Here is a 20,239-nt window from a genome sequence, read left to right as displayed (position 1 = left end):
ATCCTGCATCATCACGCAATTCCAACCAACTTTGCGCTTAGTTCCCACATCCGCTCGGCTTTTTCATCATCACGGGCTTGAGGAGAGACTTTTTGAACAAAAGACTTGCCATCTTTCTTCTGGCGATTTCCCCAACTCCAATAGACACCAGATTGATTGTACTCAGGATCGGCAACTACGGCAGCAACTCGTTCTCCTGCCAACTCCTGAGACACATATCCCCCAGTGATGTACTTCTGAAATAATGGGAAGATTTTCTGAAACAGAGGATAGTGGTTTCGGAATAGCGGTGTTTCTGCAACACATCCCGGATAGAGAGAATTGAAGACGATACCGGTTGACTCGTGATAGCGCTGATGCAGTTCCCGCATAGTCAGCACGTTACAAACCTTGCTATCTTTGTAAGCTTTGACTGGTTCAAATTTCTTGCCATCAATCATCGAGATCGGCTCTTTAAACCCTTCTGCGAAGCCCTGCAAATCACCCAAGTCGGGACGCGGCGGAATCTTCCCACCCAGCTCGTCTGGATTGTGCGTGACGGTTCCTAAAATTACCAGCCTTGGCTCTAAAGATGACTTCTTCAGATCCTCCAACATGAGGTTGCACAATAGGAAATGTCCCAGGTGATTTGTGGCAACGCTTAACTCGTAACCTTCTGGACTGCGTAACGGCTCCTTTATTAAAGGCATATAAATTGCGGCGTTACACACCAAAGCGTCTAGAGACTTTCCACTAGCTCGGAAGTTCTTTACAAATTGTCGAACGCTTTCCAAGGAGCCAAGGTCGATATGCATACTGGTATAACTGTTGTAGGGTATTTCCACTGCTTGGGCAGCTTTTTGCGCCTTCGCTAAATCCCGACAGGCCAGCACTACATACCATCCCTTTTCAGCAAGCGCTTTCGCAGCATACAAACCCACCCCCGACGATGTACCCGTAATTACAACCGTTGGCTTCTGATGTTGTTCCATTCTCTTCAGCTTTTATTGACTATCTCTAGGATCTCACACCAGTGAGCCACTATTGTCACCAGCTTTTTCAATGCTGTATTAGGCTGAAGTAACTCCTACTCCAAGTAATAACTACTCTTGACTGCCTGCTCTCATTTTGAGAGAATTTAAACATAATTGATTTTTATTGAGAATATATGACAAAAAAGCTAGAAACAAATGCATCTAATTGCAATTCGCAACCTTCACACTGATACCGCTCAATATCCCGATGTCAAGAAGCAGATCGACGACTGGTATGCAACTGTGAAGAAGGCGGAATGGCAGAATTTGGAGGACGTTCGTAAGATTTACCGGGATGCTGAAGCGGTTGGCAACTTCACTGTTTTCAATGTCAAGGGTAATAATTATCGCCTAATTGTCGGTATTGATGATGAAGACCAGTTAGTTTACTACAAATACTTTCTTACACATACTGAATACGATAAAGGCAAATGGAAAAATGACTTTTACTTTTGACGAAACTGCTTATAGCAATCTGCTAGCTGAAGTTGCTCCCAAAGTAATTGAGACAGAAGAGGAGTACGAACGTCTGCTGGTAGTGGCAGAGCGTCTAACCTTTGCGAAGAATCGTACTCAGGAGGAGCGAGTTTTACAGAAGTTGCTGGTGAAGCTGATTGAAGTATATGAGGGACAGAACTATCCGATGGATCTATCTTTGCCTCATGAGATACTTCAACACATCATGGAAGCAAGTGGAACCCGTCAAGCTGAATTGGTAGGCGTTATTGGATCGAGTGGTGTAGTGTCTGAGGTTGTCAATGGTAAGCGTTCGATTAGTAAGGCACAAGCCAAAATACTTGGTGATTACTTCAAGGTTTCACCTAGCCTATTTATCTAAAGCCTCAATTTAAAATATAGGCGATCGCTTCTCACTCAGATCGATTTCCCATCTTGATCAATTATGACTACAATCTTATCCTTCAAATCAGCTTGAATATAAAGCGTTTTCAACTTTTGCTCGTAGGGGAAAACCTAAATAAATTGATACAGATTAGAAAGTAACAGGCAAAGGAATATTGCTTTCGTTATGAATAGCATTAGAATTTAGTATGAGCCTTGCTAATGGACTGTACTAAGTACACGTCACGATAATTCACCATAATCACTAAAAATTGTAAAAAATTAAAAACACATGAAATTAGATTTAGTGGAATATTGTCAGGATAAAGGTTTGCCAAGTGAGTGGCGTTTAGATGGTTGCCAGTTAGGTGATGTAAATTTGATTGTTGGTAAAAATGCCTCTGGTAAATCGAAAATACTGAGAGCTATAAACCTGATATCGGGTTTACTATCTGGTGACGCCAGTCTAAGACCTGATCGTATGTCGAGAAAGTGGAAATTAACTTTCGACTCTGATAACGCAGATAACAAGAAAATCTATATATTGACAGTTGATCAAGGTCAAGTAGTTAAAGAGAATTTCAGTATTGGTTTTAAGAATTACCTTGATAGAAATGAATCAGGTATAGGTGTGATTTGGGCTGAAAAGCTACAAACATCTATAGACTTTCAAACTCCTACTGATGAAGTTGCTGCTTTCCAGCGTAGAGATTCTATCCAACATCCTGTTTTTGATGAAATTTACAATTGGGCAAGTTCATTAAATTACTATCAATTTGGAACAGATTTAGGTAGAAACAATGTTGCGGTCGATAGCTGGATTAAAAAAATCAGAAAAAGTAGAAATAAGAGAGATAGAGAGAATGTAATTGAAGTATTCAAATTAGGTAAATCTAAATCAGGTCAATCTTTTATTGAAGCTATCAAGTCAGATATGTCATCTATAGGCTACAACATATCTGATATTGATATTCAAACGCCATCACTTCTATTTTCTGAGGAAGAGGATGAAGTATCCGACAAGATAGACCTAAAATGGCTTTATGTTCAAGAAAGTGATCTAAAAGATAAAACTGAGCAAAACTTAATATCTCAAGGTATGTTTAGAGCATTATCTCTAATTATTCAAATAAACTACTCTCTTTTAGCTAAAAAGCCTAGTTGTATATTGATAGATGATATTGGAGAAGGACTCGACTTTGAAAGATCATCAGCGATGATTAAGTTACTTATCAGCAAAGCGCAGACTGGATTAGTTCAGCTAGTTATGACCACTAATGATCGCTTTATTATGAATGGTGTTCCTTTAGAGTATTGGTCAGTAATTGAGAGGAAACCAGGATTAGCTAAACTTCACAACATAGATAATTCAAAGCAAATATTTGAAGACTTTAAATTCACTGGTCTAAACAATTTCGACTTTTTTGCCACTCAATTCTATGTTGAAGGGTTTGGTAAGAAGGAGCAGATAGATCAGTGAAAAAGCTAGCTATTTTTGTGGAAGGGCAAACAGAACAGATTTTTGTAGAAAAATTACTTAAAGAAATTGCAGGTAGAAATAGAATTGCAATAGAAGTAATAGCTGTAAATGGTAATCAATTAGAAAGATATACCACGGTAATAAAGAACCCTGTTGTCACTTATGAAACAAAATTTTATGTCTTGATTTATAACTCATGTAGTGATAACAGCGTTGTTTCAGATATGAGAGATAGATATAGTACTCTAACTGCCTCTGGTTATGAGAGAGTAATAGGATTAAGAGATGTTTATCCAATACCCATATCTCAAAAATCGAAGCTTATAACTGGTTTGCGTTATTCCTTACCACAAGGAGCAATTCCTATAGACATAGTTCTTGCTGTCATGGAAATAGAAACATGGTTTTTAGCAGAATATAATCATTTTATCAAAATAGATGCAAGTCTAACCCCAGAGAGAATTCAAGAATATTTTGGATTTAATCCTAAGACTGATGATATGGAAGCAAGACCTAAACCTTCCGATGATATGAAACAGATTTATAATCTTGTATGTAAAGGTTATAACAAAAGCGAGAAACAGCTGAATCGACTTGCATCTAATCTCGATTATGAATTTATATACATACAACTTACTAATAGTGTTCCTAGTTTGAAAGAATTTGTTGGATATCTTGACCTATTCCTAATTCCTTAGTCAAGTGTGTTATTATCTAAAACTATGTCTAATTTAGAAAATCAAATAAAGTATGAAAAATAAGGTATTTCAGCCTTTATCTTTCATACTTTATCCTTTATTAATACTTCCTCTCTTTTGGCTCAAACATAGTAATCGCCACCGGTCGATATTGAATATCAATACCGACTGGTGAATAGTAAGCCATTGTGTGTTTGAGGAAGTTGCTATCATCTCGCAGCGAATAATCTTCGCGGAAATGAGCGCCACGACTTTCTTGACGATTCAAGGCTGATGCCAAAATAGTCTGTCCTACTACCATCAAACTTCGCAATTCCAAAGCTTCCACGAGTTCGGTATTCCAGCAACTACCTTTGTCATCTAAATAAATTTGCGGATATTGCTGTTGTATTTGTTCTAATTTGTGTAACCCTTCGGTCATTAATGCCTCAGTGCGGAAAACGCCACAGTACTCCGTCATACAATCCTGGAAGGCTTGACGGATTTGGTTAATGCGATACTGCCCTGGTTGTTCTAGCAAAGCTTGGATTTGTTGCTGGGCTTCTGTTACATAGCGTTGCTCATCTACAGAGGGCAACTTACGTTTTTGGACAAATTTTGCGATCGCAGCCCCAGTCCGCTTACCATAAACTACACACTCCAGTAGAGAATTACTTCCCAAGCGATTGGCACCATGTACGGAAACACAAGATGTTTCACCCGCAGCAAAGAAAGCATCAACTAAACCATCACCACTACTGCGGACTTGCCCATCAGTGTTAACTGGGATACCACCCATACAATAGTGAATTGTCGGACGGACTGGCATCGGTTGAGTTACTGCGTCAACACCTACCAAACGGTGTGCTTCTTCCCAACAAAAGGGAACGCGACTCATAATTTTTTCTTTGCCCAGATGCCGCAGATCCAGATAGACAAAGGAACCACCAGCACTACCATCGAGATGAATACCCCGACTGGCGCGAATTTCGTAAGCGATCGCTCGTGAGGTAATATCACGAGGAGCCAGTTCCATGCGACTGGGTGCATAGTTCACCATAAAGCGATCGCCTTCACTATTAATCAGATACGCCCCTTCTCCCCGTACCGCTTCCGAAATCAGCACTCCTACCGGATATAAGCCAGTCGGATGAAACTGGACAAATTCCATATCTTCTAGGGGCAAACCTGCGATCGCAGTCATTGCCAAACCATCACCAGAGGAAGCGTAATCATTAGAGGTGGTATTATAAACGCGACCATAGCCCCCTGTGGCAAACATCACTGCCTTGGCTCGCACCACCTCTATATGTCCATCCAAAAGATGGAACATTACCACACCCTTGGCCTCATTTTCTTCTAAAATGAGACGCATCACGTACCATTCTTCATAAACTTGCACCCCATAACGCCGCAAATTGTTCACCAATTCGTGCAAAATTGCGTGACCGGTCTTATCAGCCGCGTAGCAAGTACGGTTGTGCGAATGTCCGCCAAAAGCGCGTTGGGCAATGCGCCCATCAGGTAAACGAGAGAACAAAACGCCCATGTGTTCTAAGTCAATTACCACATCTGGCGCTTCTTGGGCGAGAATTGCCACAGCATCTTGGTCTGCCAAGTAATCAGATCCCTTGACAGTATCAAAAGCATGTGCTTCCCAACTATCTTCAGAATCAACATTTTTTAGGGATGCAGCCATACCACCTTGAGCCGCAACCGAGTGGGAACGAATTGGGTGCGTTTTAGCAACCACAGCAATATTTAAACTAGGGTCAATACGGGCAATTTCTACAGCAGCGCGACATCCCGCCAATCCACCCCCGACAATAATTACATCGTGTTCCAGCATTAATTAGCCCCCAACTCAAACCACTGCTGTTCTATTGTAGAGACGTGATTGTGATTAATGAGGCAGTGTGTTGCGATCGTTGCCCTAGCATCTCTACAAAAAAATTCCCTACCTATAGACAGGGATATGATTACAAATTTTGAAATTAGGAGTGAAAAGTTAAAAATTAAGACTTAGGTCTACACTTATAACTCCTAACTCCTGTACAGACGCGATTAATCGCGTCTCTGCTCCTACTCCTAACTCTTTAGCTAGTTGCTTGTACTGGTTGTTGCTGAGACACGTTACCTGGCATGGGTTCCATTTTGGTTCCAGGCCCTATAGGCATAACTTCAATATGATTTAATAAGGTAGTGACAAAGGCAAACAACAAGAAAGGTAGCGATAGCAGAACGACGAGACCCGCAGTTGCTAAAGCGTACACGGGTCGCTTGGCACCCATTAGCGCCAAGGCTGAAGCCAAACTTAGGGTAATTGTAATCAACCAAACAATTATTTGACCATAGATATCACCGAAAGTCAGGGTACAGACAAACCGATACTTTTGAATATCATTTTCGTTCATCACATTTGCCTCAAGTCTCTCCTAATAGGTTCTACGTTAGAACCATGTTTGTCTTGTAGACAATTTCTAAATATTTTTGCAAGCTTCGTAATATCACTTCACAATCAACTTTTAGGGTTACAAAGGGCAATTCCTAGTACAGCATCGCCTTAAATAGACCAACCATAGCCTACGGGAAGCTTGTTCTCCTGTAGTCGTCGCTGCCTGTAGCAAGCTTTCAGAGCAGGGGTATGGGTACTTTGAGGTAAAGCCCAAAATAGTTTTGACTCCTCGACGATTACAGTTAGGGATTTACAACAAATAAATTATCCAATCTTGTGGGGTGGGCAAAATGCCCACCCGTAGCCAAAGGCGCTCATCTTGCCCACCCCACAATCAGTACCTGAGTATTTTTTTGCAAGTCCCTGACAGCAGGAACGTCAATGTGCTGAACAGTTGGTATAAAGACTAAGAACGCTCGGTGTTGATGTAGACTAAGTTTTATTGATAAAAGTTTTCGCAATCCTGATGACCTCCTCAACAAATAGACTTTTTGCTTAAAGCTCAGAGAATTTTTCTCATCTGTCAAATTTCGGATATTCAGGATATGGTATTTAATTTTTTACTGGTAAATATTAAGTAGATAAATCCAGCAAAATCAGGATGCAAAAACCGATTTTTTGGTGTTAAATTTTGAGTATTGCCCGAATTTGTTGAATTAACTCAACAAACCCTTTATTTTTCGTGGCAATATTGTTTTAGGAGTGAATGTGAATACTATTTTTCTTCGTAAAGGTGTTTTTTGGTTGCCAACTATAGCTGCTCTTGCAGTCCTGAGTAGCGGCTTATCTGCAAGTGCCCAGACAGTGGACAAGGTGAGCAGTCAGCCATTAACCGACCCTTCCGCAACTGTAGCGTCTCCCAACGAGTTTACTACAGAAGTAGACACTGCAAGCCAGAATCTCTCTACAGAAACAACTCAAACATTTACAGTCACAAATTTAACTAAAGTACAGCAGTTGCCTAACGCTGCGATACAGAAAAACTCCAGTGTAACGCCTACACCTGTTCCAGGTACAGTTGCAACCTCATCTGCAATGCTTACTTCTGAGTTTGTACAACCGACTTCTCAAACTACTTCTCAAACTACTTCTCAACCATCTGCTCCCAGAGTGGCGCAATCGGATATTGATTTAGGTAGAACTACCCGTGGTGGCAGCAGCTATATTGGAGTCGCTGCTAACATTGGTTTGAATGGTGGGGACTCATCTTTGGGCGACGGTAACTTCGCGGTAGTCAGCAAAATCGGACTGACAAATTCTATATCAGTGCGACCCTCAGCCGTATTTGGGGACAACACCACAATTCTACTTCCGATCACCTACGATTTTTCCTTCAAGTCAGCAGATGCCTTTAGCGAACCGTTAGCGATCGCACCTTACGTCGGAGTAGGTGGAGCTTACAAAACTGGTGATGATTCGCAATTTGCCTTTTTGGTATCTGGTGGCATTGATGTGCCTCTAACTCCTCAATTTACTGCAACGGCTGCTGTGAATGCCGGGTTTTTTGATAAAACTGATGTGGGCTTGTTGTTTGGAGTTGGTTACAACTTCACTGGGTTTTAAGAGTTAGGAGTTAGGAATTAAACCTCGTCCATTTTGTAGGACTTACGCAAAACTACACACGGTAGGGGCAATTCATGTAGCTTTAGCTTCCCGTAGGGTATTGCCCCTACCTGAAAATCAGGGTTTCGGCTATTGTTTGCGTAAGTCCTGTTTTGAAACCTGGAGTAATGGGAGCATCTTGCTAAGATGCTCCCATTACTTTTAAAACTATGTCAAAATAAATGTGGTTTAGCAATGTTTCACTCATAACTCCTAACTCCTAACTTTCTACTTAGGGGTAACTTTGTCAATTACCTTAATTTTGCCATCGTCTCCGACTGTCCAAACATCGTATACACCGATGACATCGCCGTTAGCATCAACATCTACGTTGCCACTGGCTCCTTGGTAGTTAATCTTCTTACCATCTTTAAGTAACTTCAGTCCCTCGCAGACATCGGTAACTTCTGTGCCAGGCCCATCAGCAACTTCACGGATTTTGCTGGCTATACCAACGCCTGTATTTTCCTTAGCAGCTTGGGCTGCCAACGTCAATAAAGCAGCCGCATCCCAAGCTTGAGGAGCGTATTCCCCTGGCGCACCACCTTTTTTATCCTTCCACAGCTTGTTAAAAGCTTCAAGTGCTTTACCATTGGAACCAGGTACTGTACCGATCGCTCCAGTTAAAATATATTTACCATCACTTTCTTTGCCAACTTGTTCGGGGAAAGTAGGTGATTTCACCCCATCAGTAAGCAGAATTTGCACACCCTTGGCCACACCTTGTTGATAGGCGGCTTTCAGGAACAAACTACCAGTTTCAGCGTACAGTACAGCCAGGACTGCATCTGGCTTCCCAGCAAAAGCAGCAGCTGCTTCTGTATCAAATGTCTGGGCTTTCGCGTCGTAGCGAACAGGCTTATCTTTATTAACTATAGTTCCACCCAATTTTTCAAAAGTTTGCACAAATGCTTTTTCAAAGCCCACGCCATAGTCGTTATTAATCACAACTGTAGAAACTCGCTTGAAACCTTTTTTTCTGGCAAGTTGAGCTAAAGCTAGTGCTTGGTAGGTATCGGGGGGAGCAGTACGCGCCCAAAAGCCTTTAAAGTCGCCTTTTTGCGCCTTTTCGGTAAATATGGGACTGGTACTACCAGGGGAAACCAGCATGACTTTATTCGGGGTGGCAATGGAGACTGCTGCACTAGAAACGCTACTGGCAAAGGAGCCAACTACACCTGCGACTTTATCTAAAGTTGCTAGTTTGGTCATACCGGCAGCACCAGATCTGGGGTCAGTTTCGTCGTCTACTTGCACCAAGGTTACAGGTTCGCCATTCACCCCACCGCAAGCGTTGACCGTATCGACCAGTAAAGGTACAGAACCTAGCATTTGCTGTCCCACAGAAGCCAAGTCGCCTGTTGACGGTAGCAGGGAACCAATTTTTAGCCCTTTAGCACTGCTTGTGGTAGTTGAGTTTGCCGCTGGGGTAGCGGTAGTTCCATTGTTAGCTGCGCTATTGGGGGTACTTGTATCACCACAAGCCCCTACTAGGAACCCAGTTGCTAGGGTCGCTATACTAAAGGTTAAGACCGCGCTAATATTTCGCATAGTTTACTTTCACTCCTCAGATATTTAGGAGCCTAAAAGTAAGATTCAAACTAGATTTGTAATTTAGCTGGATCTTATCAAGGCTCCAAAGGATAAATCATATCATCCATCTTTGGTAGTAAAAGTGTTTGCCTCGGCATTAGTACTTATTTTTTTACACAGAAGATACTCTGTGTAACAAAGGCTGGAAAACGGAGAGGGAGGGATTCGAACCCTCGGTACGGAGTTACCTGCCGTACAACAGATTAGCAATCTGCCGCTTTCGACCACTCAGCCACCTCTCCTGACTCACGAATAATAATGTTAGCAGTTTTGTTGGCAGGAGTCAATAGTCATTTGTCATTTTTCATTGGTCATTGGTTATTTATAAAAGACTAACGACTAAGGACAAATGACTAATTTTTTAAAGGACTTGCGATCGCATCCAAGCTACGGGCAAAGTGCGTAACTTTTTCCACTGTGGAACGTAAGCCCTCTGGCTGAATACATCGTAATTGTTGCGTTCAATCACCTCCAAAATCTGACCATATAGCATTGATGCTGCCCACACAGGCCAACGGGCATCGGATGCTAAATAAGTAATTCCCTGGTCGGATGTGCTATAGAATTGGCGGGCCCGGTCAATTTGAAAGCGCATCAGCGCCCGCCAACGCTCATCTACCACACCTTTGAAGAAATCTTGCTCGGTGTAGTTGAATTTTGCCAAGTCCTCAAGGGGAATGTAAATCCGTCCGCGTTTGGCATCTTCTCCCACATCCCGCAGGATGTTGGTGAGTTGATTGGCAATTCCCAGAGCGATCGCTTCTTCTGTGGGAACATAAGGTTGTTTGTTCTGATGCCACGGAGCTGTGTATATGGTGCTATCCACACCCATAACTGCTGTTGACATTAAGCCAACAGTGCCGGCGACGCGGTAACAGTAGAGGTATAACTCCTCAAAGGTTTCATAACGACTGCGATATAAGTCCATGCGCTGACCGGCAATCATATCCCGAAAGGGCTGAATGTCCATCGGAAAGCGCTGGAGGGTATCAACTAAAGCGACATCGTAATTTTCTAATGGGCGTCCCGCAAAAATCGATTCCAGCTGCTGTTCCCATAGGTCTAGGGTTTCTGGCGTGGTAATAGCAGATGCGGGTCCATCCACCAATTCATCTGTACGGCGACACCAAGCGTAAATTGACCAAATAGATTGACGTTTTACCGGACTCATCAGCAAAGTACCCAAATAAAAAGTCTTGGCATACTTTGCTGTGAGATGCCGACAAAGGTTGTAGGACTCGTCTACAGAGACCAGCGTTTTCATGCGCGGGGGGGAATCAGGCAGTTGCAGCATTCGTTGCGGGCGGTCGGGTGAGCGTTTGCAGGTTTGAGGAATTTGCTACCGGGAGAGCCTCAGAAATTGCCTGCGCTGTCAGCTTACCAGAAAGTACGGCACCTTCCATACTGCCTAAGTAGCGTTGCATGGTATAACTTCCGGCGAGATAGAAGTTGGCAATGGGCGTAACTTGTGCGGGACGGTACTGTTGACGACCAGGGGTCGCTTTGTAAACTGAACGCGGCGTTTTCACCACATGAGATTTCAGCAATGTTGCTGGATTGTCTCCCCCAAAATGGTCGGGGAAAAGTTTTTCCAACTCAGCAATCGTTGCAGCCACAATCTCCTCATCGGATTTGGCAATCCAATCTTTTGCCGGAGCTAGAACTAATTCCAGCATCGAGCGATTGGGGTTGGCGTATTCACGGCAGGTATTGCTCATATCAGCATAAACGCTCAGGAGGGGCGATCGCGAAAATAGCAAGTGATCAATTTCTGTCAGTTTCCGGTCAAACCACAGATGCAGGTTAATCACTGGTACGCCTTCCAAGCCTTCTAGCTTCTTGAAAAACTCCATTTGCTTCCAAGGCTTAGGCAAAATCACCTTCAAAGGGTCAACCGATATGGCAGATACATACACATCAGCCGTGAAAACTTCATCTTCTGCCCCATTTAACCCCCGAATCAAGTACGCTTTCACCGTGCCATCGGCGTTGAGCAAAATCTCTTTTAAGGGAGCATTCAACCGCACTTCCCCGCCGCGTTCTGTGATGTAATCTACAATCGGGCTGCATAGCCGTTCTGTGGGAGAACCATCCAAAAATGCAATCTTGGAACCATATCGTTCTTGCAGAAAGCGATTCAGTGCAGTTAACAGAATCGTTGCCGAAACTTCATCAGGATTGATAAAGGTGAGCGCTTTACAGGCGGCGATAAAAACGTCACTAGTTACCCGCTCATCAACACCTTGCCTTTTCAACCATTCTAAGAAGCTGTACTTGTCCATGTCTTCAACATACTTTTGACCCCGAACCACTGCGGGAAGTAAGCCAATTGCAAATCGAATCTTCTGCTCCCAAGTCAACATATCTTTGTTGCGAAGAATCGACGCAATCACGTTGAAAGGAGATGGAATATCTGGAACATCAAAACGTGATAGTGTCCCAGGCTTGTCTGGTTGATTAAAAATCAGCGTATGCTGTTTCCACTGGAGTCTGTCCTCAATGCCCAACTCTTTGAGCAATTGCAGCATATTGGGATATGCCCCAAAAAAGGCGTGTAACCCGGTTTCGTACCAGTCGCCGTCAGAGTCTTTCCACGCCGCAACTAGACCACCCAGTACGTCCCGGCTTTCCAAGACAATGGGAGTGTGACCTGCGTCTGTGAGATATTTCGCGCAGGAAAGTCCTGCTAGACCAGCACCCGCGATCGCTACTCGCATTTAACCTTAATGCCCTTCAATATTTCTTAATGGTTTTGTCGTTCTCATTATACGTTGCAATCTGTTACATTTGGCAGTTATTGTGCGATCGCTTCCCCAAAAAACTTTTGCCAAAGGAAATTTTACCGCCGCGCACCTACCCAATCAAATTGCCAATACCATTATTGGCAATGGATTTGCGGTGAGTATTTCATCTAGATTTATATGCAGCAGATTTAGGGAAACAAAAGTAATTCCTTTGACTGAAAATAGCTAATATAAAACCAAGAATAAAAAACCTAGCTTTGAAAACTTTCTGCTCCCCATAAGGGTGTAGGATAAAAATCTCTGTCCTCTAGCTTGAACAACCCAGTTGTTTACCACACAACTTATAGGTAAAAGATTATGGGTGTATCGCAGGAGTTAAAACGCTTTGGACATCACCTGATTTTAGGTATTTCCGGCACTACATTAAGCGATGACGATAAACTTGCACTCAATGAATTGAGACCGATTGGGGTGATCTTTTTTGCTAAAAACTTTTTGGATGGCACCCCATATCAGGTTTGGCTGGAAAGCTTCAAGGATTTGAACAGCCAAATACGAGAATATACTGAACGTGATTTAATGTTCATAACTCTGGATCATGAAGGAGGTCGTGTAATTCGTACACCACTGCCAATTACCCGCTTTCCTCATGCCTTGTTGCTGCGATCGCACGCCCACGAAGTAGGAAAAGCCACAGCAGTAGAACTTAAATCACTGGGAATCAATTTATCTTGGGCACCTGTAGCAGATATTTTTTCCCATCCCCACAACCCTGTGATTGGACCTCGCGCCTTTGGTAACACTCCCGAAACTGCTGCCAAAGGTGCCCGTGACTACTATCTTGGACTTCGAGATTCAGGAATTTTGGGATGCGCCAAGCACTTTCCCGGACATGGAGACACCAGCAAGGACTCTCACATTGAGCTACCAATACTTAATTTAACCCTAGAAGACCTGCGACTTCGAGAACTTATACCTTTCAAAGCCCTAATCGAAGTACAGATTCCTTTGATTATGACTGTCCATATTTTATTTCCCAAGATAGATCCTAATGTGCCAGCAACGCTTTCCCAGACTATGCTCAAAACCATACTTAGAGAGGAACTTGGCTTTGAAGGAGTAGTTGTATCTGACGACTTGGATATGAAAGCGATCTCAGATATGTTTATTAAAGCTGGTACTGTGGCGCGGTCACTTAATGCAGGCTGCGACTTGTTTATTGTCTCACGCAATATCAACTCATCATCTATAGAAAGAACTTATCAGATTGCTGAAGATTTTATCGATTCCCTCAATAAGGGTAGCTTAGACGAATCACTAGTGGAGGCAGCCAGAGAAAGAATTGAGAAACTACTGGCAGTAACACCGCAATATCCCATACATACTTTGGATAAAGATATATTATTGCAACATGCTCAACTAGCGATCGCTAGTTCCTATTCATAATGGGTGGTATAGGGGTCGAACCTATTTCTGCAAGTTAAGAGCTATCTGCACAGTCGTTATGCCAACTACCCTAGTTAATTTAAATAAAGAAATGAGCGGCTGCGATCGTATGACATCCCAAAGCTTGTAACACCAATGCTAGATATAAATCCACCTGGGAGGTACTGCCCCTCCTATTTCTGTGTTATCAGCACAGCGCCTCGCTTTTCGGCTTCAGGTGGAAAAGAGGAAGATGGAGAAATCGTAGCTTGCTTCCCGTAGGGTACCCCCACAGTTGCCCATACCCGGGTTTTCAAGACCAGTTGCTGTCCATTCAGCAGCATCTTTCATTCAGGGGTGTCTGACGGGACTTGAACCCGCTATGACTGGTTCCACAAACCAGCGCCTCGACCACTTTGGCTTCAGACACCATCAGTGGAATCAATGGGAATTGAACCCATAACCTCCTGCTTGCAAGGCAGGCGCTCTAGCCATTTGAGCTATGACCCCATCAAACAAGTAAAAAGAACAAAGTAAAAAGAAAGAGAAATAATTAAATTCTTTCTTTTGACATTTGACATTTGACTTGTTTAAGCGGGAGTGGTAGGACTTGAACCTGGAATCTTCGCCTTCAAAGGGCGCTATGTTGCCAATTACACCACAGGGCTTTATTGCCAGGGCAGGGTTTGAACCTGCAACCTCATCGTTCAGAGCGATGCGACTTACCAATTCGTCCACCCGGCAATGAATGGCTGCCTCAGTAGGACTCGAACCCACAACCGCGCGGTTAACAGCCGATTGCTCTACCATTGAGCTATGAGGCAACGAAGCGCCCCAGGTCGGAATCGAACCGACGACCTCCTGTTCTTGTCTTTCAGACACGCTACGCGAACAGACAGGCGCTAACTACCAACTGAGCTACCGGGGGATAAGGAGGATGTATTCAGTGGTTTTGATGAGTGCAAACTTAGAACTTTTTTCGTTTATTGCCTCTACTGCGATGGTTTGCAAGTAAAAGCAGCTTTGTTGACTGGGGACTCTGGTTTATTCCAACGCCTGTCCTTTAGTTGTATGTAGAAGATCATTTTGACGCTTGCGAAGCTTTGTCTATCGCCTCACTACATTTATGCTACAAAATACTACAAGATGTGTCAAGGGGTTTCAGAAAGTTTTTTTGAAATTGTCTAGAAAAGCTGCTGCACTTGGATTTGAACTTGCTAATCGCTCTGAAAAGTCAAACTACAGTTATGATTGGGTGAGTATTTAAAAGCCTGACGTGACAGACAACTACCTCAAGCGACAAAAGATAATTAGTGTTGTTGCGATCGCCTCTACGATTACAGCTTGTAGTATTGCCCCAGGCACTTCCCCACAATTGGGGTTGAACAAGCCTTTAAGCAAAATCCATACTGCACAAGGTCAAGATCATCCAGCAAATGGCCAAATTAATGCTCAACTACCGCCATTAGCGAAAGTAGAAAACCTTACCTTTACAGTCCCAGCTAAATTTCAGGGAAAAACAGTTTATCAGGTGCATCTCAGGAACAACGAGAAGGTTATTGCTCTAGGTATTGATGATGGTCCCTGGCCAAAGACAACCCTAGAAATGCTGGATATCCTGAAGCAAAATGATGTTAAGGTGACATTCTTTTGGGTAGGACAAGCTTTGCAAGCAAATCCTGACTTAGCCAAGCGTGAGGTAGCCGAGGGACACGCCATTGGGAACCATACTTGGCATCATTGGTATCGGCGAATGGATGAAGCCACAGCCAAGAGTGAAATTGCTCGCACAGCTGACCTGATATACAAGACTACAGGAGTCAAAACTGCTCTGTTTCGTCCTCCTGGAGGCGTTTTAAACAATGGACTAGCCGCTTACGCCAAAAGCCAGAAGGACGCTGTAATTATGTGGTCAGTAACTTCTGCTGATACTGATCCTCACGCCAAACCGCAAGCATTTGTAAATAATGTCCTGAAAGGCGCAAAACCAGGTTCTATTGTTTTGATGCATGATGGCGGCGGCGATCGCCACAGAACTATAGAAGCATTGCCACAAATCATTAGCGGACTCAAAGAGCAAGGCTACCGATTTGTGACAATTCCCGAACTTCTAAAAATGGGACAATAGGTGAGAAATTCTACTCACCTTACTGTTTATTCGCTCATTACAGAAGCACTGCTCTCTTGAGCTTCCTGCCAAAGTTTGTGCAAAAAGAACTCAGCGCGATCGCTGATAGTGGTGACAAACACACCTACAGCATCCTTATAACTCTCAGATAGCCAAGAACCCCGCAGGGTGACTTCCATATATTCAGCATCGCAGGCACAGAGGGCAATGATTCCTCTGTCATCTCTTTTTACCTCAGCCCTGAGTACTTCTACTCCTGGCAAATCAATAGGAAGCAAAAAGGCAGCGGTATTGGGTTGAATGCACAAACCTTGCCCAACTCGCAGGGATAAAATCACTCGCTGTGCTACCCATTCTTCAAGCGACAGAGTGACACATTCCAAATCAAAGCTACTTTCAGTGTAAGTTAATTTCAGCATTCCTTATGCTCTCCTGTTATTCCAGGCTTCCTTGCATATCTATCCAAAACTGTTCAGCAAAAGAAATCGCGGGGTGAATTGGTGCTTTTGGCTTGGTACGCAGTTGCATACCAGCTTCAAACAGGGTGCAATCACCTTTACCGGAGTTACATTTTTCACAAGCTGCGACTACGTTATCCCAAGTATGAGAACCGCCTTTAGAACGCGGCATCACATGATAAGAGCGTTAGATGTTTGCCGCTACCGCAATATTGGCAACTGTGATGATCTCGTCGCAACACTTCCCGGCGATTCACTGGCGGAACTTTCCACATCCGCTCATTGGAAGTGATTGTCAAGCGAATGTGTTTTGGTACATCAATTACCAAAGTGGGTGAGTGAACTCGCCATCCGCCTTCTGTGGTAAAACCCAGAGGTTGGGCTTTGTTGCTTACTAACAGCACAATCGCCCGCTTGATATTCACCTGACACAGTGGCAAGTAATTTTGCGAAAACACCACCACAGATTGCTCTAACACTTGCATTGCGATCGCGCCGCGCCTGGTTCGCGCAGCGTCTCGCAGAGAAGATATCGTCACAGCTTCACTCCTTATAAAAAAACCCCCGCTTCGTTTCGGTGAAGCGGGGGTTAGAATTGACCGGAAAATTTTCTGGTCTCATGTTGGTACAGTATTTCTTTGCCTGTACCCCCCGCTTTTTTGATCTAGTTGTGGTTTTGCAATCAACGCATTAATGCTGAGATGTCTAAAATCATAATTACCCTCTGTGATTTGCCGATGATTTCGGCTACCATCGCCCATAAATAAATACTCCACTCCCATAGCAGCCGATTCCCAACCGGCTCGGCAATTGGTAGCGCACAAAGATGTAGAGATGGGGTAAATGGATTTCACAGAAAATTTCACCTATTGAACATTCCTTTAAACATACTACACTTGTATTACTGTCCTGTCTATACTTTTAAGGAGAAAAAGTGATGCATACGATCGCTCGCACCCCAACGACCGATATGGAAGTTACCAGCATCCGCTTAGAGCGGGAACTCAAAGATAAGCTCAAAGAAATAGCTGGGAATCAGGGATATCAAGCTCTGATCCGAGATATCCTTTGGAATTATGTCCAGCAAAAATCAGGTGAGTGGAAGCCTCGATTTTCCCGAGCCGACATTCGAGCTAGCATAGCTGCCACAGCTCAACAAGAAGAACGCTGTGTACTCACAGGTCAACTAATTCAACCCCAACAACCGATGTTGTTAGGACTGACCAGGAATGGCGATATGGTTCCTCTGAGTGTCGAGAGCTTGGCTGGATAGTCTTATATTCAGGCAATGCAGCTCAGTTATTAGTAATAATAATTGGGCTGCATTCAAAATTTAAGTTTAATTAATATTTTACTGAGAGTTACGGAGATTAAAGAGTAACTTGTTAAACTTACTCATTTCAAAAAAAACGTAACAAAACTTTATGAAATAAATTAAATGAATTAAGTAATTTTACATGAAATTCAGGGCAGTTTTCCTGTAAATCGAGAGGAATTACGGTTTATGTATACTTACAGATAGGATAAAGTTAAGAAATTATTTCAATATAGAGCAGTCAAAAATAAGCTAACTGAAGCAGTTATAGGATATCTTAAGGATTCTATTACTTATGTAGCACTGTAGCAATTTGCTTGATACAGTCGGACTTGTCCATCTGAGATAGAAACCGGCTATAACAGGTGAGAGAAAGTAGTTATACAAGATTTATTAATTATCAAGGTGTAACAACACAGCTAACAGTGAAGAATATGCCAAGAGGTTGGGTCCAAAAACAATGGTGTTATTATCCGAGGGCGTGCCAAGAATGAAAAAGCCTTTATCGTCGCCGCCACATTACGTCGATGAGACAGTTCCACTACAAGCTTACCAAGGGAAGCTGATGCAGCACCACAAAGAATCTGCCAGCCAGTTGGTACAAAAGATTAACCAAATTATTGTCAATGGCTCGGCGACGGCATTGATGCTGCAAGATATTGCCCAATTGCTAGGAGTTGTCTTTCAAGTAGATTGTTGCTGCTTGGTTTCAGTAACCGATAAGACATCCGAGGATGCGACTACTACTAATTGGTGTGCTGATGAGTATTTAGGGTTGCCACCAGAAGAGATGTTTTCAATGGAACAGTTGCTTATGCAGTCGCCAGTGCTGCAATGTGCTGCCCAACCATTGATTATTGAAGACATTTCCCTGATTCACAACAGTCTGGTAATTGGTTGTCAATATTTGCCACTACCGATAAAAGCAGTTTTGGCAATTCCCACCCGATTTGGTGGCAATAACAATGGGGTGATTAGTCTGATTAAATTCCAACCTTATGATTGGAGCGAATCAGAAAAACAATTGCTCAGAGAAGTGGAGTTGGCTTGCGCGATCGCTTTTTCGGCAGTGGCACAAGCCCAGCTAATTGCTTATCAAGAGCAATATCTGCAAAAAAGCAATCAGTATCAAAACTTGATCAAGAAATTAACTATACTAAGTCGTAGCCACTTGGAGCTTAATCAAATGCTCCAGTTAGTTATCGACTCGACTGCCGAATGTCTACAGGCAGATCGCGGTTTGCTTATACAACTAAAATATACAGATCCACCATCTAGGACTCAAGCTAAAAAACAAATTCCGAAAGCGAAAGCTACGGTGATCGGTGAATGGGCTAGGGAAACGCCAAGTTCCAGCGCTAGTAAACTAGACACCTTAGATAAGTCTTTCTTGGTTTCAGACTGTGGTTTATGCCAGCGTGCCTTCATGGATTCTGGAAAAGCGGTAATCTTCCATAACTATACAGAGCAAAACGATACCTCGACAGCTAGTCCATTATTTGCAATAGAGGAATTGCCAGCAGTGCTGTTAGTGCCATTACAAAGTCAAGGTAAAATTTTAGGATTTTTGGTGCTACAGCAAGCTGTGATTCGCAGTTGGCAACCAGCAGAATTAAATCTTGTGGAAATGGTTTGTGCCCAAGTGAGTAACGCTATAATTCAGTCACAGACATTGCGCCAAGTGCAAACTTTGGTAGAGCAGCGGACGGCGGAACTCACCAGTAGTCTGAAACTCCAGCAAAAATTGCATGAAAGAACACGCCAGTATGTTGAGCAACTGCGGAAACTTAACGAACTCAAAGATGAATTTTTGAGCAACATGAGCGATCGCTTGCGTTATCCCCTGACAAATATGCTGATGTCAATTCGGAACTTACGTTTGCCAGGAATAGCACCAGAGCGTCAGGTTAAATACTTGGAGATCCTAGAGCAGGAATGTTCAAAGGAAATCAACTTGATTAATGACTTGTTGACACTCCAAAAGCTAGAGTCGCCCCACGAAGCCCCACAATTAAAATTTATAGATTTAAATACTAGAATCCAGGATATAGCAGCATCTTTTGAGAAAAAACTCGCAGAGAAGGGATTAAAGATTTCTGTAGATTTACCAGAGGATTCGCTAAAACTGCAAACTGAACTGGAGAGTTTTGACCGCATTCTCCAAGAGTTGTTAACTAATGCTTGTAAATACTCAGAGCATGATACCATCGTCCACTTACAAGCCTTTCACCGAGTTGATCAGCAAATTGATCAAGTTATCATGAAGGTAACGAATACAGGACGTGCTATTTCCGAAGAAGAAGCCACCTACATCTTTGACAAGTTCCGTCGCGGCAAAGGGCGCTGGACTCCAGGAACTGGCTTGGGACTTGCTCTAGTCAAGTCTTTAGTGCAGCATTTGAATGGAGCGATCGCTGTTGAAAGTCTCCCAATCTCGGATTCTGAACAGAGCGAAATTTGCTTTACCCTGAGTCTGCCGCAATTTTCTGACGAAAGCAAACCATAATTC

The 20,239-nt window shown here is 43.1% G+C and carries 17 protein-coding genes, 6 tRNA genes and 1 pseudogene; 9 read left to right on the top strand and 15 right to left on the bottom strand.

What is annotated here, in order from left to right; genetic code table 11:
• Positions 1-11: 11 nt before the first annotated feature.
• Entirely contained in the window at positions 12-971 is a 960-nt protein-coding gene (locus V7K15_RS08305) for a protochlorophyllide reductase (protein WP_334904696.1), read from the bottom strand.
• Between the two features lie 198 nt (positions 972-1,169).
• On the opposite strand from V7K15_RS08305, the gene V7K15_RS08300 reads away from it, so the two are divergent.
• From V7K15_RS08300 to V7K15_RS08285, 4 genes are all read left to right on the top strand, one after another.
• A complete protein-coding gene (locus tag V7K15_RS08300) occupies positions 1,170-1,469 on the top strand; it encodes a type II toxin-antitoxin system HigB family toxin (protein ID WP_334904694.1) in 300 nt (99 codons plus the stop codon).
• Positions 1,453-1,851, top strand: coding sequence for a helix-turn-helix domain-containing protein (locus V7K15_RS08295; protein ID WP_334904692.1), 399 nt, complete (start codon positions 1,453-1,455; stop codon positions 1,849-1,851). The genes V7K15_RS08300 and V7K15_RS08295 overlap by 17 nt, the downstream gene beginning before the upstream one ends.
• A 294-nt stretch (positions 1,852-2,145) precedes the next feature.
• Positions 2,146-3,333, top strand: coding sequence for an ATP-binding protein (locus V7K15_RS08290; RefSeq protein WP_334904690.1), 1,188 nt, complete (start codon positions 2,146-2,148; stop codon positions 3,331-3,333).
• Positions 3,330-4,031, top strand: coding sequence for a DUF4276 family protein (locus V7K15_RS08285; protein WP_334904688.1), 702 nt, complete (start codon positions 3,330-3,332; stop codon positions 4,029-4,031). Before V7K15_RS08290 ends, V7K15_RS08285 begins: the two co-directional genes overlap by 4 nt.
• 100 nt (positions 4,032-4,131) lie before the next feature.
• Here the strand turns inward: V7K15_RS08285 and V7K15_RS08280 are convergent, their stop codons facing one another.
• The gene (locus V7K15_RS08280; RefSeq protein ID WP_334904686.1) at positions 4,132-5,859 is read right to left on the bottom strand and encodes a succinate dehydrogenase/fumarate reductase flavoprotein subunit; all 1,728 of its coding nucleotides are present in this window, start codon (positions 5,857-5,859) and stop codon (positions 4,132-4,134) included.
• A gap of 247 nt (positions 5,860-6,106) precedes the next feature.
• Complete coding sequence (locus V7K15_RS08275) at positions 6,107-6,424, bottom strand: hypothetical protein (protein WP_292822970.1); 318 nt, start codon at positions 6,422-6,424, stop codon at positions 6,107-6,109.
• 749 nt (positions 6,425-7,173) lie between these two features.
• On the opposite strand from V7K15_RS08275, the gene V7K15_RS08270 reads away from it, so the two are divergent.
• Positions 7,174-8,028 (top strand): hypothetical protein, encoded by an 855-nt coding sequence (locus V7K15_RS08270; RefSeq protein ID WP_334904684.1) that lies wholly within the window; start codon positions 7,174-7,176, stop codon positions 8,026-8,028.
• A gap of 267 nt (positions 8,029-8,295) precedes the next feature.
• Here the strand turns inward: V7K15_RS08270 and V7K15_RS08265 are convergent, their stop codons facing one another.
• From V7K15_RS08265 to pds, 4 genes are all read right to left on the bottom strand, one after another.
• Entirely contained in the window at positions 8,296-9,618 is a 1,323-nt protein-coding gene (locus V7K15_RS08265; protein WP_334904682.1) for an ABC transporter substrate-binding protein, read from the bottom strand.
• 192 nt (positions 9,619-9,810) lie between these two features.
• Positions 9,811-9,902: transfer RNA gene (locus tag V7K15_RS08260), tRNA-Ser, on the bottom strand.
• Between the two features lie 119 nt (positions 9,903-10,021).
• Positions 10,022-10,954 carry a 15-cis-phytoene synthase CrtB gene (gene crtB, locus V7K15_RS08255; RefSeq protein ID WP_334904680.1) on the bottom strand — a complete coding sequence of 311 codons (933 nt, stop codon included), beginning with the start codon at positions 10,952-10,954 and terminating at the stop codon, positions 10,022-10,024.
• Positions 10,938-12,377, bottom strand: a complete 1,440-nt coding sequence (pds, locus tag V7K15_RS08250; protein WP_334904678.1) for a 15-cis-phytoene desaturase — start codon at positions 12,375-12,377, stop codon at positions 10,938-10,940. The genes crtB and pds overlap by 17 nt, the downstream gene beginning before the upstream one ends.
• Positions 12,378-12,761: 384 nt before the next feature.
• On the opposite strand from pds, the gene nagZ reads away from it, so the two are divergent.
• On the top strand, positions 12,762-13,850 hold the full coding sequence (nagZ, locus tag V7K15_RS08245; protein WP_334904676.1) for a beta-N-acetylhexosaminidase: 1,089 nt from the start codon (positions 12,762-12,764) through the stop codon (positions 13,848-13,850).
• Positions 13,851-14,185: 335 nt separating this feature from the next.
• On the opposite strand, the gene V7K15_RS08240 is transcribed toward nagZ, so the two are convergent.
• The 5 genes from V7K15_RS08240 to V7K15_RS08220 all read right to left on the bottom strand — a co-directional run bounded on the left by V7K15_RS08240 (position 14,186) and on the right by V7K15_RS08220 (position 14,756).
• Positions 14,186-14,259: transfer RNA gene (locus V7K15_RS08240), tRNA-His, on the bottom strand.
• Between the two features lie 6 nt (positions 14,260-14,265).
• Positions 14,266-14,339: transfer RNA gene (locus V7K15_RS08235), tRNA-Ala, on the bottom strand.
• Positions 14,340-14,500: 161 nt separating this feature from the next.
• Positions 14,501-14,573: transfer RNA gene (locus V7K15_RS08230), tRNA-Gln, on the bottom strand.
• 5 nt (positions 14,574-14,578) lie between these two features.
• Positions 14,579-14,653 (bottom strand) — tRNA-Asn (locus V7K15_RS08225).
• Positions 14,654-14,659: 6 nt separating this feature from the next.
• A tRNA-OTHER gene (locus V7K15_RS08220) sits at positions 14,660-14,756 on the bottom strand.
• A gap of 349 nt (positions 14,757-15,105) precedes the next feature.
• Here V7K15_RS08220 and V7K15_RS08215 point away from each other — a divergent pair.
• Entirely contained in the window at positions 15,106-15,957 is an 852-nt protein-coding gene (locus tag V7K15_RS08215; RefSeq protein ID WP_334904674.1) for a polysaccharide deacetylase family protein, read from the top strand.
• A 26-nt stretch (positions 15,958-15,983) separates the two neighbouring features.
• On the opposite strand, the gene V7K15_RS08210 is transcribed toward V7K15_RS08215, so the two are convergent.
• The 3 genes and pseudogenes from V7K15_RS08210 to V7K15_RS08200 form a co-directional block, all read right to left on the bottom strand.
• Complete coding sequence (locus V7K15_RS08210; RefSeq protein WP_334904672.1) at positions 15,984-16,376, bottom strand: alr0857 family protein; 393 nt, start codon at positions 16,374-16,376, stop codon at positions 15,984-15,986.
• A gap of 16 nt (positions 16,377-16,392) precedes the next feature.
• A pseudogene (locus V7K15_RS08205) lies at positions 16,393-16,900 on the bottom strand (HNH endonuclease).
• Positions 16,901-17,032: 132 nt separating this feature from the next.
• A complete protein-coding gene (locus V7K15_RS08200) occupies positions 17,033-17,281 on the bottom strand; it encodes a hypothetical protein (protein WP_334904670.1) in 249 nt (82 codons plus the stop codon).
• Between the two features lie 71 nt (positions 17,282-17,352).
• Between V7K15_RS08200 and V7K15_RS08195 the strand changes: the two genes are divergently transcribed.
• Entirely contained in the window at positions 17,353-17,688 is a 336-nt protein-coding gene (locus V7K15_RS08195; protein WP_069070862.1) for a hypothetical protein, read from the top strand.
• A 532-nt stretch (positions 17,689-18,220) separates the two neighbouring features.
• A complete protein-coding gene (locus V7K15_RS08190; RefSeq protein WP_442949656.1) occupies positions 18,221-20,236 on the top strand; it encodes a GAF domain-containing protein in 2,016 nt (671 codons plus the stop codon).
• Positions 20,237-20,239: the final 3 nt, after the last annotated feature.

Origin of the sequence: Nostoc sp. (assembly GCF_036919815.1) — a bacterium.
Taxonomy (GTDB): Bacteria; Cyanobacteriota; Cyanobacteriia; order Cyanobacteriales; family Nostocaceae; genus Nostoc.
This window is presented reverse-complemented; position numbering and strand designations above follow the sequence as displayed.

Coding starts and splice junctions, on each gene's coding strand:
- V7K15_RS08305 (WP_334904696.1), bottom strand. CDS start 971: ATGGAACAACATCAGAAGCCAACGGTTGTAATTACGGGTACATCGTCG.
- V7K15_RS08300 (WP_334904694.1), top strand. CDS start 1,170: ATGCATCTAATTGCAATTCGCAACCTTCACACTGATACCGCTCAATAT.
- V7K15_RS08295 (WP_334904692.1), top strand. CDS start 1,453: ATGACTTTTACTTTTGACGAAACTGCTTATAGCAATCTGCTAGCTGAA.
- V7K15_RS08290 (WP_334904690.1), top strand. CDS start 2,146: ATGAAATTAGATTTAGTGGAATATTGTCAGGATAAAGGTTTGCCAAGT.
- V7K15_RS08280 (WP_334904686.1), bottom strand. CDS start 5,859: ATGCTGGAACACGATGTAATTATTGTCGGGGGTGGATTGGCGGGATGT.
- V7K15_RS08275 (WP_292822970.1), bottom strand. CDS start 6,424: ATGAACGAAAATGATATTCAAAAGTATCGGTTTGTCTGTACCCTGACT.
- V7K15_RS08265 (WP_334904682.1), bottom strand. CDS start 9,618: ATGCGAAATATTAGCGCGGTCTTAACCTTTAGTATAGCGACCCTAGCA.
- crtB (WP_334904680.1), bottom strand. CDS start 10,954: ATGCTGCAACTGCCTGATTCCCCCCCGCGCATGAAAACGCTGGTCTCT.
- pds (WP_334904678.1), bottom strand. CDS start 12,377: ATGCGAGTAGCGATCGCGGGTGCTGGTCTAGCAGGACTTTCCTGCGCG.
- nagZ (WP_334904676.1), top strand. CDS start 12,762: ATGGGTGTATCGCAGGAGTTAAAACGCTTTGGACATCACCTGATTTTA.
- V7K15_RS08210 (WP_334904672.1), bottom strand. CDS start 16,376: ATGCTGAAATTAACTTACACTGAAAGTAGCTTTGATTTGGAATGTGTC.
- V7K15_RS08195 (WP_069070862.1), top strand. CDS start 17,353: ATGCATACGATCGCTCGCACCCCAACGACCGATATGGAAGTTACCAGC.
- V7K15_RS08190 (WP_442949656.1), top strand. CDS start 18,221: ATGAAAAAGCCTTTATCGTCGCCGCCACATTACGTCGATGAGACAGTT.